The sequence below is a fragment of the Tessaracoccus massiliensis genome (genome assembly GCF_000826065.2).
GTDB classification, from domain to species: Bacteria; Actinomycetota; Actinomycetes; order Propionibacteriales; family Propionibacteriaceae; genus Arachnia; species Arachnia massiliensis_A.
Map to the genome: position 1 here is coordinate 886,542 of NZ_LN623543.1, position 14,336 is coordinate 900,877.

The 14,336-nt window shown below is 70.8% G+C and carries 13 protein-coding genes and 1 riboswitch; all 13 genes read left to right on the plus strand.

What is annotated here, in order from left to right; translation table 11 throughout:
- The first annotated feature begins 215 nt into the window (after nucleotides 1-215).
- The 13 genes from BN1186_RS14780 (at nucleotide 216) to BN1186_RS14835 (ending at nucleotide 14,221) form a co-directional block, all read left to right on the plus strand.
- Complete coding sequence (locus BN1186_RS14780) at nucleotides 216-887, plus strand: hypothetical protein (RefSeq protein ID WP_040284689.1); 672 nt, start codon at nucleotides 216-218, stop codon at nucleotides 885-887.
- A complete protein-coding gene (locus BN1186_RS14785; RefSeq protein WP_040284690.1) occupies nucleotides 880-2,193 on the plus strand; it encodes a P-loop NTPase family protein in 1,314 nt (437 codons plus the stop codon). Before BN1186_RS14780 ends, BN1186_RS14785 begins: the two co-directional genes overlap by 8 nt.
- On the plus strand, nucleotides 2,190-3,095 hold the full coding sequence (locus tag BN1186_RS14790) for a hypothetical protein (protein ID WP_040284691.1): 906 nt from the start codon (nucleotides 2,190-2,192) through the stop codon (nucleotides 3,093-3,095). The genes BN1186_RS14785 and BN1186_RS14790 overlap by 4 nt, the downstream gene beginning before the upstream one ends.
- A complete protein-coding gene (locus BN1186_RS14795) occupies nucleotides 3,088-4,065 on the plus strand; it encodes an AAA family ATPase (protein ID WP_052460219.1) in 978 nt (325 codons plus the stop codon). Before BN1186_RS14790 ends, BN1186_RS14795 begins: the two co-directional genes overlap by 8 nt.
- Entirely contained in the window at nucleotides 4,065-4,937 is an 873-nt protein-coding gene (locus BN1186_RS14800) for a DUF58 domain-containing protein (RefSeq protein ID WP_040284693.1), read from the plus strand. Before BN1186_RS14795 ends, BN1186_RS14800 begins: the two co-directional genes overlap by 1 nt.
- The gene (locus BN1186_RS14805) at nucleotides 4,927-5,382 is read left to right on the plus strand and encodes a DUF4381 family protein (RefSeq protein WP_040284694.1); all 456 of its coding nucleotides are present in this window, start codon (nucleotides 4,927-4,929) and stop codon (nucleotides 5,380-5,382) included. The genes BN1186_RS14800 and BN1186_RS14805 overlap by 11 nt, the downstream gene beginning before the upstream one ends.
- On the plus strand, nucleotides 5,373-6,335 hold the full coding sequence (locus BN1186_RS14810; RefSeq protein WP_052460220.1) for a vWA domain-containing protein: 963 nt from the start codon (nucleotides 5,373-5,375) through the stop codon (nucleotides 6,333-6,335). The genes BN1186_RS14805 and BN1186_RS14810 overlap by 10 nt, the downstream gene beginning before the upstream one ends.
- Nucleotides 6,332-7,183: a VWA domain-containing protein gene (locus BN1186_RS14815; RefSeq protein WP_052460221.1), complete on the plus strand. Its 852-nt coding sequence runs from the start codon at nucleotides 6,332-6,334 to the stop codon at nucleotides 7,181-7,183. Before BN1186_RS14810 ends, BN1186_RS14815 begins: the two co-directional genes overlap by 4 nt.
- On the plus strand, nucleotides 7,180-7,845 hold the full coding sequence (locus BN1186_RS15645; RefSeq protein WP_147625370.1) for a hypothetical protein: 666 nt from the start codon (nucleotides 7,180-7,182) through the stop codon (nucleotides 7,843-7,845). Before BN1186_RS14815 ends, BN1186_RS15645 begins: the two co-directional genes overlap by 4 nt.
- Before the next feature lie 23 nt (nucleotides 7,846-7,868).
- Nucleotides 7,869-7,934, plus strand: a riboswitch (cobalamin riboswitch).
- Nucleotides 7,935-8,064: 130 nt separating this feature from the next.
- Nucleotides 8,065-10,791, plus strand: coding sequence for a putative Ig domain-containing protein (locus tag BN1186_RS16330; protein ID WP_052460222.1), 2,727 nt, complete (start codon nucleotides 8,065-8,067; stop codon nucleotides 10,789-10,791).
- Nucleotides 10,791-11,459: a hypothetical protein gene (locus BN1186_RS14825; RefSeq protein ID WP_052460223.1), complete on the plus strand. Its 669-nt coding sequence runs from the start codon at nucleotides 10,791-10,793 to the stop codon at nucleotides 11,457-11,459. The genes BN1186_RS16330 and BN1186_RS14825 overlap by 1 nt, the downstream gene beginning before the upstream one ends.
- A 267-nt stretch (nucleotides 11,460-11,726) precedes the next feature.
- Nucleotides 11,727-13,553 carry a DUF294 nucleotidyltransferase-like domain-containing protein gene (locus BN1186_RS14830; RefSeq protein ID WP_052460224.1) on the plus strand — a complete coding sequence of 609 codons (1,827 nt, stop codon included), beginning with the start codon at nucleotides 11,727-11,729 and terminating at the stop codon, nucleotides 13,551-13,553.
- Nucleotides 13,550-14,221, plus strand: coding sequence for an exonuclease domain-containing protein (locus BN1186_RS14835; protein WP_052460225.1), 672 nt, complete (start codon nucleotides 13,550-13,552; stop codon nucleotides 14,219-14,221). The genes BN1186_RS14830 and BN1186_RS14835 overlap by 4 nt, the downstream gene beginning before the upstream one ends.
- Nucleotides 14,222-14,336 lie beyond the last annotated feature (115 nt).

A 14,336-nucleotide genomic window follows, 5' to 3' on the forward strand; every position in this document is an offset into this window, starting at 1 on the left:
GAGCGCCGCCCCTTCCGCTCAGCCAACGCCGAGCGCGAATCCGCAGCCGCCGCGATCCGGAGACGCCCTGGACGGCACCGCTCCCCTGGCCGCGCACCCGACCGACACGGTGCGCGCCGTGTCCTACGGCATCGGCGGCGCGTCGGTGGTGTTCGTCGCCTGTGCCTCGGCCTGGGCCACCACTCGGCGGTCCCGTCACGACAGGAGGCCCGCCGATGGTTGAGGGGCATCCCGTCGTGTGGTTGGGCATCGTGGGAGTGGTCACCGCCGTCGCGCTCGGCGTTCCAGACCCCCTGGCCAGCGCGGCGCTGACTGCGGCGCTGGCACTGAGCGGGCTGATCGCCCGAGGGCCGCGCGCTGCCAGCTTTGTGCTGGGCGCCGCTGCCGCGCTCGGCTGCGCGCTCGTGTGGCTCGGCTGGCTGTTCCTCGTCCCCACCGCCTCCGTCGCCACCTGGTTGACCGGCGCTCTGGCAGCGGCGAGCGTGTGCCTTGCGCTGGGTGTTGCCGGGCAGGCGGTTTGCGCACGCGAATGGCTGTCCCTGGCCACCCTCACCGGACCCTTCGCTCCCGCCCTGGGTTGGCTGTGCTGCGGCGGCGAGGCCGCGGCGGAACTGGCCGCACGCCGGCGGCAGGGCCGGCGGGCAGGGGGCCTCACCGGGTGGCTGACGACGACGCGGGATCTCGCCGAGGGGCTCCCCGGCGCCTCACCCGGGCGCCTGCTCGCGCTGCGCGGCCCCGATCTCGCGCAACTACTGGCGCTGGCGCTCCTCGCGGCTGCGGTGGTCCTGCGTCCGCAGTACGGGTCGCTGCCCCTCGTGGCGGCCGCGCTGACCCTGCCGCTCAGCCTCGCCGTCGCGATGCCGCGAAGGGAGGCGCGCAGTGCTTGAGTTCGCCTCGTTCAGCGCCTGGCTGCCTGGCGCCGGCGTCGTCCTCGACGACATCGAACTGAGCTGCCAACCCGGCGAGATCTGGGCCGTCGCCGGCCGCACCGGTGCGGGCGCGTCGATGCTCCTGCGCGCCGCTGCCGGCCAGCTCCCCCGCATCGCGCAGATCTCGGGGCGCAACCGGGCGACTCGCCGGGTACTGTTCCTCGGCCAGCTCCCTCCGATGAATGTGGCCGAGTACCTGCGCGGTTTCGTCGACGATGTGCGCGGCGCCGCCGACGACCTCGGGCTCACCTCCCACCTCCAGCACCGCATCGGCACCCTGCCGCCGGATCTGCGGGTCCCCCTCCATCTGGCCGCCCTCCGCCACGCCCCTGCTGCCGATCTGATCCTCCTCGACGCGCAGCTCACCGCGGCCACGCCGCAGACCCGACGCGAGGTGGCGCTGGAAGCTCGCCGCCGGGCCGATGACGGCGCCGCGGTCCTCTGGGCCGACCATGACCTGGACACCTTGTGGGATGCCGCCACGCACGTGGTGGAACTGGAGCGGGGCCGCGCGGTGCGCCGGGGGCCCGCCGACGAGTGGCAACCGCTCACGCTGCCACCACCCACGCCGCTGCTGCTCGAGCGTCTCCGCCCCCTCCCCACGGGGAACCGCGCCCGGCCCACTGCGGCACCGCCCGCCGCCACCAGCACGGTCATCGACCCCGCCGATGTGGGGCTGACCGGGCGTGGTCTCGAGGTGGGCGCGAACGAGTCGCTGGGGCTGCTCGACCTCTCCGGGCGGCCCGAGCCGCTCGCCCGGCGCATCACCGACCATCTGGGCGGCGTGGTGCTGGGCTCACATCTGGCCCCGGAGGACACACCGCTCGCCGCCACCCGACGGTGGTGCCGCGAAGCGGGAGCGCCGCAGGGCGCCATCGACCTGACCGGGCTGCGGCCCCGTCGTCCCTTCGCCGAGCACAGCGACGGGGACGCGGCACGGCTCCGCGCCCGCCTGAGCGTGCCCGTCACCAGGCCGCTGTGGTACCCCCACCCCCAGGCCGGGCTCGACGCCCGTGACCGCCATGCCCTCGCCCACCAACTGGCCGGCGCCAACGCCGGGCCGCGGATCATCACCACCCGCGACGTGGAGTTCCTCGTGCGGGCCTGCCGCCGCATCACCGTGGTCGACGACGGCCAGGTCATCGCCACCGGCTCGCCGCACGCCATCGCCCGCTATCTGCCCGAACTGCCGCTCGTGGCGCAGGCCACCGGTTCGAGCCGGTACCTGCGCCTCACGGACCTGCCGTTCGAGGAGGGCCCATGAAGATGAAGTGGCACCCCATGGCGCCGCTGAGCGGACCGGCCTCCCGCACCGTCCTCGGCCTGATCCTGATAGCGGGCTTCGGGTGGCTCACCTGGCCGATCTGGTCGTCGTTCACCGCGCCAGATCGCCAGAATCTCGCCGCGCTTCGTCCAGCACTCTTCAGCGCTCTGGCCGGCCTGGTCGTGCTGCTGGGCTGGGCCATCTGGCGGGATGCCGGGCACCAGATGCGCCAGTTGGCTACGATCGTCACGCTGGCGACGGTCGCGGCTGGGTTCCGGATGCTGGTGCAACCCGGCGCCTCGGGCATCGAGCCGGTGTTCGCCTTTCCGCTGCTGGCGGGCGTGGCGCTCGGCTCCCCGGCGGGCTTTCTCACCGGAGCGCTCGCCTGCCTCGGCTCGTCTGCGGCGATGGGCCTGCTCGCCGACCCGCTCATCGGCCAATGCCTGGTCTGGGGTCTCTGGGGCGCCGCCGGCGGCCTGCTCCGCCCGCTGGGTGGAAGATCCGCCTGGGTGGGCGCGCTGGCAATGTCTCTGCCGCTCGGGGTCATCACGGGCCTGGCGCTGAACCTCATCGGCTGGAGCGGCGAGCGTACCGCTGAAGTGGGCGCCTTCCTGCCCGGCGTCGGCTGGTGGGAGGCCGCGCAGCGGCTGTGGGCCTACACGCGGGCCACCTCGATCACCTTCGACCTCGTCCGCACCGCTTCCACCGCCACCCTGATCGCTTTCATCGGGCTGCCCCTGATCCGGGCCCTGCGCACGGCAGTCGCTCCCGACATCCCAGCCCACCCCACCGAGGTGATCGCCCGCCCCCCGGAGATCACCCACGAATCCCTGCAGCGCCGCGAACGCAGCGCGCACCTGGCCACCTTGTGGCACCGTCCTGAAGGAGAATCCGATGCTTGACGCCACCGAACTCGAATGGGCCAGTGAGAAGCTCACGGCCATGAGCGACTACTTCGACGGCGTGGTCGTCGGGCAGGAGCGCCTGCGCCGCGCCCTCCTGGCGACTCTGCTGGGCAAAGGCCACATCCTCGTCGAATCCGTGCCGGGCCTGGCCAAGACGCTCGCCGCCGCCACCTTGGCACGTTCCGTCGACGCGAGCTTCGGCCGCGTGCAGTGCACCCCTGATCTCCTGCCCAGTGACATCGTCGGCACCGAGGTGTTCGACCCGGGATCGGCCACCTTCCACACCGAGCTCGGCCCTGTGCACGCCAACTTCGTGCTGCTCGACGAGATCAACCGCTCCAGCGCCAAGACCCAGTCCGCCATGTTGGAGGCGATGCAGGAACGCCAGACCACCATCGGCGGTCAGAGCCACCCGCTGCCGGATCCCTTCGTGGTGATGGCCACCCAGAACCCCATCGAGGAGGAGGGCACCTACGTGCTGCCCCAGGCCCAGATGGACCGCTTCCTGCTCAAGGAGATCATCGACTACCCCTCCGCCGACGCCGAGTTCGAGGTGCTGGGCCGCATCGAGCGCGGCATCTTCGACCACCCCGCCCCCGCCGTCGCCACCGTTGACGACGTGGCGCGGCTGCGGCGCGCCACCGAGCAGGTCCACGTCGACGAATCGATCAAGCGCTACATCATCGAGCTGATCGGCGTCACCCGGCAACCAGCCGACTTCCTGGACAGCTCGCACGCCCGCTGGATCGAATACGGCGCCAGCCCTCGCGGCACCATTGCGTTTCTCCAGGTGGCCCGCGCCCACGCGCTGCTGCAGGGGCGTGGACACGTGGTGCCAGACGACATCGTCACGATGCGCCACGCCATCTTGCGCCACCGGATCGTGTTGACCTTCGAGGCCCTCGCAGAGCAAATCCGCGTCGACGACCTGATCGACGCCGTCTTCGACGTGGTGCCGGTGCCCTGATGGCGCGCCTGCCCCGCATCCAGTCCCAGGTGGCCCTGGCGACCCGTTACCGGGTCTCCGGGTGGAGCGAGGGTGCCCACAGCTCCGTCCACGCGGGGCGGAGCCTGGAGTTCCACGACGTGCGTGAATACGTGCGCGGCGACGACGTGGCCGACATCGACTGGAAGGCCTCGGCCCGGCGCGGTTCGCTGCTCGTGAAGCGTCACGTCGCCGAGCGGCGCACCACGCTGCTCATCGCGGCAGCCACGGGCCGGTCAATGGCGGCGATGGCGTCGCCCACCGCTCGGAAATCTGACCTGCTGGTGGAGGCGGCAGCCACCCTCGCGGCACTGGCCTTGGGCCACGGCGACTACATCGGCACGCTGCACTGGAACGACGGGGCCACCGCCGGGGGGCGCCCGAGCACGCGGGCCGTTCAGGTGGAGCAGCTGCTCGCCGGGCTTGACGCCGCCTGCCGCCTGGATGCCGACGACGCCGATCTACCCAGGCTGTTGGACGCCACCGCCACAGCGCTTCGCCGGCGCAGCGTGGTGGCCGTCCTCTGCGGCGACGTGGAGATCGACGGCGAACTCGAGGCCCGCCTGCGCCGCCTCGTCGCCCAACACGAGGTGATGCTGGTGGCCGTGCCCGATCTGGACCCCACCGCCGACGTGGGCACCGTGGTGGGGATCCACGACCGGCGCCGGCTGCCTCGCGAGCTGCTGCGGGACCGCCATCTCCGGGAGGCCTGGCGCGCCGACTGCGCCGAGCGCGCCGCGCGACGCAACGCGGCCCTTGCCCGGTTGTCGATCTCCAGCCTGCTGTTGAACCCTGAGCAGGACGTGGTGGGGCAGGTGCTCACGCTGGTGAGGGGGATGCGCCGTGCCGCTTGAGTTGCTGTACCGGGAGGTCGACTACCCGGCCTGGTGGGCCTGGCTGGCCGCCGCACTCGCGGTGTGCGCTCTGGCGGTGCTCGCCGTCGGCATCTGGCGGTGGCGGGCGAGCCGCCCTGGCGAGGTGGCGCCTGATGATTCGCTCGAGCGCTGCCGCAGTGAGGCGCTCACCGGTATCGAGAAGGCCTCCGCCATGGCGGATCCGCGGCGGGCCTGCCAGGAGATCAGCCGGGTCACAAGGCGCTTCGTCGGGTTGGCCTCCGGCGGCGACGCCGACTACTCCTCCGCCGAGCAACTGCGGCGGGCAGCGCGGCTCGATCCGCGGTTGGCGGCGGTGGCCCGATTCGCCGGCGACACGCAGACGGCCTGCTTCGATCCTGCCTCCACCCCGGATGTGGACACCGTCGCGGCGCGGGCCAGGAGGGTGGTCGACACATGGCGCTGACCCATCCCCTCCTCGGCCTGGCCGCTCTCGCCGTGCTGGTGGTGGCCGCGGCGCTCGCGTGGCTCTGGCCCCGCCGGCCGGACCCGGTCACCGGAGCCCTGCCGTTCGCTGCCGCAGCGCGCCTGCGCGCCCTGCCCAGGTTCCAGGAGTTGGCCCGGCACCGGCGGCGCTGGCTCGTTACCGAGCTAGCCTGCCTCGCGGTGGCCGCCGTGGCCGTCTCCCTGCTGGTGGCGCGGCCGGTACTGCAGAACACCTCGCACGAGGAACGCGCCAACCGCGATGTGATGCTGTGCCTGGACGTGTCCGGCTCGATGCGCCCCGTCGTCCAGGGCGTGTTGGGCGCGTTCGAAGACCTCGCCCGCGAACTCGCGGGCGAGCGCATCGGCCTGGTGCTGTTCGACTCCGCCGCGGTCACCGTCTTCCCGCTGACCGACGACGCCGCCTACATCCGCGACGTACTGCAGGCCACCGCCGCCGAGCTGGAGGCACGCGACATTCCCGGCACCAGGCTGGGCGACGTGGGCAGCTCGCTCATCGGCGACGGCCTGGCCAGTTGCCTGCTGCGCTTCGATCGGGACGATCCGGCCCGGTCCCGCACCGTCGTCCTGGCCACGGACAACCAGACCTCCGGCAAGTCCCTCTTCACCCTCGCGCAGGCGACCGACAAGGCGATCGCCGACGAGGTGCTCGTCTTCGGCATCGCGCCAGCCGACAACGCCCTGACCGCCACCGACGAGCTCTCTGCGCAGGCGCAGCGCACCGGCGGCCGGATCCTGCTGCTCGGCCCGCGCACGGATCTCGGCGCAGTCACGCAGGCGGTCGACGCGACCCAGCGCCGGGCGCTGGCGGGGCCGAGCCGCCCCGATGCCCGCGAACTCACCTGGCCGCCCGCCGCGCTCGCCGGGCTCGGTTTGGCGGGCGCCGCCTACGCCCGACGGAAGGGACGGTCATGATCTGGCTCAGACTCCTCACCGCTTTGCTGCTGGCCGCCTCCGTCGTCGCGCCGCGTCTGAGCGAACCGGACGCTCCGGCTCCGCCCACGGGGGCCGACGTACTGTTCCTCGTGGACCGCACCACCTCCATGGGCGCCCAGGACCACCAGGGCCAACGCCCCCGCATGGAGGGCGTGGCGGACGACATCGCGGCGATCGTCGAGGCGCTGCCCAACGCCCGCTACACCGTGGTGACAGCCGACAACGACGCCCGGATCGCCGCGCCGTGGACCACCGACACCACCGCCATCGTCACCCTGGGCCGCACGATGGGCTGGCGCGAAGAGGGCTTCGGCACCGGCTCCGACATCGCCGTCGGTGCCCCGCTCGCCGAAGAACTGCTGCGCGCCTCGGCCGCCGCCCGCCCGGACGTGACGCGGTACCTCTTCTACTTCGGCGACGGGGAACAGATCGCGCCCCACGAGCCGGCTTCCTTCGCCTCCCTAGTGGACGTCATCGACGGCGCCTGGGTACTCGGCTACGGCACGGCTGAGGGCGGGGTGATGGCGCTGCGCGTCGACTCCGACGAGCTGGTGACCCGCGACGGCACGGCGCAGTTGTCACGCCTCGACGAGGCGCGGCTGCAGACCATCGCCGAACAGCTCGGCGGCACCTACCTCCATCGCACGGCGCCGGGCGGGCTCAGCCTGCCCACCACACCGCGGTCGACAGTGGGTGAGGCCTCCACCGAATCGTTGGGCCTCCCACTGGGCATGCTGCTGGCTGGCGCGGCAGCGCTGGCGCTCGCCATCGATGTGGTGCTGACCAGCCGTGCGGCCCGCCGGCTCCGGGCGGAGGTCTTGTCGTGACGCCGGGACGAGGACGATGGCTGGGCACCTCCGTGGCGGCGGCGCTCGTGTTGTTGCTCGCCGCCGCCGTGATGGCGGTCCCTCCGGCCTTCGTCGCCAGCGGCAACCGGGCGCTCCAGCACGGTGTGCCGCTGGCCGCCGAGGAACGCTACGACATCGCCTCGAACGTCCCCTCCGGCAGCGCCTGGATCCCCGTGTTCAACCGCGGAGTCGCCCGGTACGACCAGGAGAAGTGGGACGCGGCAGCCGACGACTTCGAGGCCGCCATCGCGCAGACCCCCGTCGAGATGCACTGCCCCGTCTCCCTCAACTGGTCCGCGGCGTTGGAGGCCGGCGCCGACGCGCTTGCTGCCGAGGGTGATGAGAAGGGCGCCGCGCTGCGCTACCGGCAGGCCCTGAGCGTGCTGGGCTCCGCCGTCTGCCCGGAGGATCAACCGGGCGCGAACGGTTCGCAGGCCGACGACTGGAACGACGCACGGGAGCGCATCTCCGGCAAGGCGTCTGGCGGCACCCCTGACCAGGGGGATACCACCGAGGCACCCGAACCGCGAGCTGAGCAGGAGCTGGAGGAGCGTGCGGCCCAGGCGCAGCAGGAGCGCCAGAACGCCGAGCAGCAGCGCGATCCCCGGGAGGGCGGCGGCGACGGCACCCGCACGTGGTAGGCTCCTGGCAGATTCGTCATCAGGGGAATGCGGTGCGAAACCGCAGCTGACCCGCAGCCGTGAGAGGCGCAGCCTCAAGCCGGAATGCCTGACCCGAATCGCCCTCAAATAACCGTCGAGGTCTACGGTCGGGCGCGACTCCCACGGGAGTCCTGCTTCTCCGACAGGACCCGTGTTGCGAAAGGGAGTCGCGTGACTCTTAGACACAAAGTCCTAGCGGTGTTCACAGCCCTGTTGCTGGCTGTCCACACCCTCACCCCACTCACCGCCAAGGCGGACTCGGCAAGTGAAAGCGTCGCCAGCGCGGCCGAGTGGATCGCCACCACCTGGGAGGAAAGCCCGGGTCAGTTCTTCGCCGCCGGCACCATCGCCGACGGCATCATCGCGCTCAGCGCCGCCGATTCGCATCCCGACACCGTCGAGAGCATGCTGTGGGCGCTTCACGAGGCCACGCCCGGCTACATCGGAACTCCCGATGACGGCGCCAATCCCGCCGGCCTGGCGAAGATCATCATGACGCTGGACATGGCCAACCAGAATCCGCGCACGTTCCTCGGGCCCGACCGGGATCTGGTCGAGGAGCTGAAGGGTTACGTCGCCGCCGACGGCGACAACATCAAGTCGTTCTGGGCGCCGTACCTGATCGCGATCGCGCTCGTGCGCGTCGGCGAGCCGGTGCCGGCCAACGTCATCGAGGCCATGACCGCCAACCAGCAAGGCGGTGCGTTCGGCTACTTCTCGAACGGCAAGTTCAATGCTGATCCTGATTACACCGCAGTGGGCATCTCCGCCATGTTGCTGGTCAGCACCAGCGAGCACGCCGACGCCACCACCCGCGAGGCGGCAACGGCCAGCATTGCCGCTGCCGCCACCTGGGCGGCTGACCCCGCCAACCAGAAGACCGACGGGGACGGCAACTACTACTGGACCACCTACTCCCCCGCGAACTCCACCGGCATGTTGGCCAGCGCGCTCGCTGAGGCCGGAGAGGACGTCAGTTCCCCCGTCGCCTTCCTCATCGATCAGCAGGACCTCACCGGCAACGGCGGTTGGGCCAGCTCCATCAACGGCACGTCCTCCAACGTGATGGCCACCACGCAGGCGATCATGGCGCCCGCCGGCAAGGGTTACGGCACCATCAAGAGCACCCAGCTCGCCCCCATCAACTTCGGTGGCGAGCCTGCCGGCATCGAGATCGAGCCCATCGAGAACGTGTCCATCGGCGCCGATCAGGAACTCACTCCCATCCAGGTCCGGGCGACCTCGGCGGTCACCATCGTCAGCTACTCCGCCGCCGGTCTACCTGACGGCGTAGCGATCGACAAGGCGACCGGCGTCATCTCCGGCAAGCCCACCAAGGCGGGCACGTTCGAGGTCACCGTCACCGTCACCAATGCCGACGACGTCACGGCCACTGTGACGTTCACCATCACCGTCGCGACGAACCGGGCCCCGGTCGTCAAGACGCCGCCAGACACCTGGGCCCCGGTCGGAGAACCGGTCTCCATCCAGGTGGAGGCCTCCGACCCTGAGAACACCACCCTCACCTACACCGCCACCGGCCTGCCCACAGGCGTCACGATCGACGCAGCCAGCGGCCTCATCTCCGGTTCAAGCGACAAGGTTGCACGCGTCACCGTTCGCGTCACCGCCACCGACGCCACCGGCAAGGCCACCAGCCGATCCTTCCTCCTGTCCGTGTGGGACAGCCACGCAGGCCCCTGCGAAGCCGACAGCGGCGTCACCGTGGTGATCGACTACCAGAAGCTGGGTGGTGATCCCGAAGTCCGTTGCGCCCTCGGCGATCCGGTCAGCGGCGTCGACGCCGTGCGGAGTGCCGGCTTCACCCTGGAAGGGGTGCGCCAGTGGGGCGACGCCTTCGTCTGCCGCCTCAATGGCCGCCCCAGCGCAGACGAGACGATCCCTGTGGACGGCGATCCGGGATACCAGGAGTCCTGTGTGCGGACGCCTCCCGCCAAGGCCTACTGGTCCTACTGGCATTCTGACGACAGCGGCGCCTCCTGGGACTACTCGCAACTCGGTGCCGCCGGCTATGACCCTGCCCCCGGCGAGTGGGAAGGCTGGTCGTTCTCGATGAACGCCACCGCCGACACCAACCCGACCCCGCGCACCGCACTGGCCCTGGCGCACGTGTCCGCGCCGAAGGTCGAACCGGTCGCAGATCTCACCGTCGACGAGGGTGACAGCGTCTCGGTCCAGGTCAAGGCCTCGGACCCGTGGGAAGACGACCTCACCTACTCCGCAACGGGCCTGCCGGAGGGAGTCACGATCGACGAGAAGTCCGGGGTGATCTCCGGCAGCGTCGAGGAGGCGGGGAAACACGACGTCGTCGTGACCGTGACGGACTCGGTGGGCAAGACCGCCACGGTGGAGTTCACCCTCACAGTCAGGGTTGAGGTGGTCACTCCGGAACCCTCGCCGGATCCGAAGCCCGATCCCAAGCCGACACCTGATCCGAAGCCGACGCCTGACCCCAAGCCGGAGTTCACGCCCACCGCTCCGTACACGCTGCCGGGTCTGCACAAGAACCTCAACGGCCGCGACTGGCAGACCTCCTGCGAGCCGTACTCGCAGACGGAGCGCTGCCGCACCGAGATCTGGGCCACCGTCGTGGTGATGGAGAACGGGCAGTTCGCACGGAAGAACGGATGGGCGTTCAACAACCTCACCTACTTGCCGCTGATGGAGCGCGCCGCATGGAAGGGCAACCCGATCGGCGACTACGGGGCCACCGCGCAGGGCCTGTTCACCTCCGCCGGCCGCCAGTGGCGCACCGAATGCGACACCGCCGCCACGGGCCGAGGCGCCTGCCGTTCGTACACCATGACGACGGTCTATGCGGCCACCGCGAAGGCGGGGGGCGGCTACGCCTTCAGCCAGAGCAACCAGTGGGTGTTCAACAACATGGTGTTGTTCCCCAACTGATGAAGCCCGTCAGCTTGATCCTCGCGGCGGGCGCCCTCATGGTGCTCGCCGCGGGGCCCGCACACGCGGATGAGTCGGCGACCCCGCTCCAGCAGCCCGCGGCAGAGGGCAGCAATGCGGTGGGCGCCTGTCTGGAAGCCGGGCAGGTGTGGCTGTTCGTGATCGACGATCACCATCGGGTACTGAGCAACCAGTGCGTCGGCACCCCGTCCTCGGGCGAAGAGGCATTGCGCCTCGCCGGCGTGGCAGCAACGACGGGCCGGCAGGGTTACCTGTGCACGCTCGCCGGCTACCCGGAGGAATGTCCCGGCACGTTCGACGGCGAGTACTGGAACTACCACCACGCGTCAGCCGGTAACGCCTGGCGGTACTCCAACGTCGGCGCCGATACCCACCGGCCGGTGCCAGGCTCGGTCGAGGGGTGGTGCTACAACGCCGAGGGTGAGTCGCGGTGCACTCCCCCGCCGCTGCGCGTGATCATCGACGGCGAACTTCGCCTGCCGCCCGGCGTCGCCGAGGCGGATCTCCTCGACCCGGCCCCCGTCGTGCGGGCTCCACTCCCCCCAGCCTTGCCAGTCCCATGGACCACGGTGGCCTCTGTGGGCGCGGTGCTGCTCGTCGCCGGCGGCGCCGTTGCCCTAGCCCGCAGACGCTCCACCCCGGAGTGACTCCTCCGCGCTGGTTGAGCCCGCGAGCTCTACGATCGGTGTCAAAGCCGCCAGACATGCGCAGCACCTGTTCCACAGCGGGTGCGTTCCGCCGAGCTGCTGTGTCTGTCTGGTTGAACTGACGCTGTTGCCGGAGCGTCCGGCGTCGGGGTGCTTTCCGCCCGGCCGCGGACGGGCAAAAGTGGCGCGGCGAATGATCACGACGACTGCGCGTCGCACGGCCGGCAGGTACGCTGGCGCCACGCACTCTGATCAAGGGAGATCACCGTGTCCGAGTTGGCCGAAGTCACCCAGTTCCTCGCCGCCCGCGAGCCGTGGTCGCTGCTCGCCCACGGCCAGATCGAATCGTTCGCCCGGCGCGCCGTCGGCCAGTACGTGCGCCGCGGCGACGTGGTGCTCGCCGCCGGCCAGGCGCCCCTGGCGATGTTCGTGGTGCGCTCCGGCGCCATCGAGATCATCGACGCCCACGGCACCCTCATCGACCACGACGAGCAGGGCGACTGCTTCGGCCAGTCCTCCATCCTCGAGGAACGCCCGTCGCGGTTCACGTTCACCGCGATCGAGGATTCGCTGCTGTGGTCCTTCTCGCCGGACGTGGTGCGCGAGCTGGTCTCCTTCCCAGAGGTGCGCCGCTTCTTCACCGAGGCGCGGCTGGGCGACGCCACCCGGCACGTGCCCGACGGCGGCCCGGTGCTGCAGGTGCCCGTCGCGGAGATGATCACGCGCTCCCCCATCACCATCGACGTGGGACACACCGTGCGCGAGGCGGCCCAGAAGATGACGGAGGCGCGCATCAGCGCCATCATCGTGACCCACGACGACCGGGAACTCGCCGGGATCCTCACCGACCGCGACCTGCGTCGGGTGGTGGCTGAAGGCATCAGCTTCGACGCCCCCCTGCCCGAGGTGATGAGCTCTGAGCCGTTCACCATCGGCTCAGATGCGCTGGCCCTCGACGTGCTGCTGTCCCTGGTGACGCACAAGATCCACCACCTGCCGGTCATGGAGGCCGGCAGGGTCATCGGCATGGTCACCTCCGGCGACCTGATGCGCCTCGAGCGCTCCAGCCCCCTCTACATGGTGGGTGACCTGGCCCGCCAGCACGACATCGCCGGCCTCGCCAAGGTGATGGGCCGCGTGCCCCAACTGGTGGGGAGGCTGCTGCGCCAGGACGCCACCGCCGAAGACATCACCCGTATCGTCAGCCGCACCACCGAGGCGCTCTACCAGCGGATCGCAGAGATGGGCGAGGAGAAGCTCGGCCCGCCGCCCGTGCCGTACGCCTGGACGGCGCTGGGCTCCCTGGCCCGGCAGGAGCAGGCGCTGGGCTCGGATCAGGACCACGCGTTCATCCTCAGCGACGACGCGCAACCGGAGCACGAGGCCTACTTCGCGGAGCTTGCCGAATACCTCACTGCTGCCCTGGTGGAGTGCGGCTTCCCGCGCTGCAAGGGTGACGCGATGGCCACCAACCCGCAGTGGCGGATGACCTTGGACAACTGGCAGCGCACGTTCGGCAACTGGCTGGCCGCGCCCACCTCGGAAGCGGTGCTGAACTCGTCGATCTTCTTCGACATGCGCCCCATCCATGGCGACCACGCCCTGTTCACCGCTCTGCAGCAGCGGGTGTTGCGCGCCGCCCCCTCGTCGTCGCGGTTCCTCGGCCACCTGGCCAAGCACGCCAACGCCGCCGAGGTGCCCGTCGGCTTTCTGCGCGGCTTCGTGGTGGAGAAGCGCGGCGAGCACCGCGACCGGCTCGACATCAAGCTGGGAGGCATCAACCCCATCGTCGACGTGGCCCGCATCTACGCGCTGCGCTGGGGCCTGCCCCAGGTGGGCACGCGCGCCAGGCTGATCGCCGCCGCCGAACACGGGGCGGAGGTGGAGAACCTGCTCGATGCCCACGAGTTCCTCGGCTATGCGCGCCTGGAGCACCAGGGTCGCCTCGTGGAGGCGGGTCAGCCGCCCAACAACTACCTCAACCCGGAGGACTTCTCAGACTTCGAGCGCCGCTCCCTGCGCGAGGCGTTCGTGATCGTGGGCAAGGCCCAGTCCGCGCTCAACGTGGCGTTCCAGACCCAGTACATCTCATGAGATGGCCCTTCTCCCGGGGGAACGCGGGCCTGGCGGACAAGGTGCCCGACGGCGGGCTGCGGCGGTACCTGCTCGCCGAGCCGCCGTCGAAGGCCACGCCCATCGCCGAGGCGCCCCTGCTGGCTGTCGACTTCGAGACCACCGGCCTGGTTCCCGGCACCGACAGGGTCATCTTCGTGGGCATGGTCGACGTCCAGGGCCTGCGCATCCCGCTGGGCAGCGCCACCAACTTCCTAGTCAACCCGGGCGGCGGTGTGGGCCAGTCCGCGATCATCCACCAGTTGACCGACGACGAGGTCCTCGCCCACGGCGTCACCACGGAGGAGGCCCTGGACCGGACGTTCGACCGGCTCGCCGGGCGCGTCCTGTTGGCCCACCACGCGGCCATCGAGGTGGGCTTCCTCACCGCGGCTGTGAAACGCGTCTACGGCATCGGCATCACCATCCGTGCCGTCGACACCCTGGGACTCGGGCTGCGTGCGCTCGGCATGGATGAGGACCACCCCCGCGACGCCCTGAGGCTGTGGAAGCTGCGGGTGCGGGCCGGGCTGCCCAGCTACAAGGGCCATGACGCCGTCGTCGACGCCCTGGCCTGCGCGGAGCTGTACCTCGCCCTCGCCCAGGAACTCCACCTGAAGGATCTCGACGCCGCGCTGCGCCTGTCGTGAGACGCAGACGGCGCGCCGGAGCTTGGGCTCCGACGCGCCGTCTGCGCTATGGGTTGATCAGCCGATCAGTTGCCGGTCTTCGGCAGACCGGGATGCACGGGCGTCGTGGGGGGCA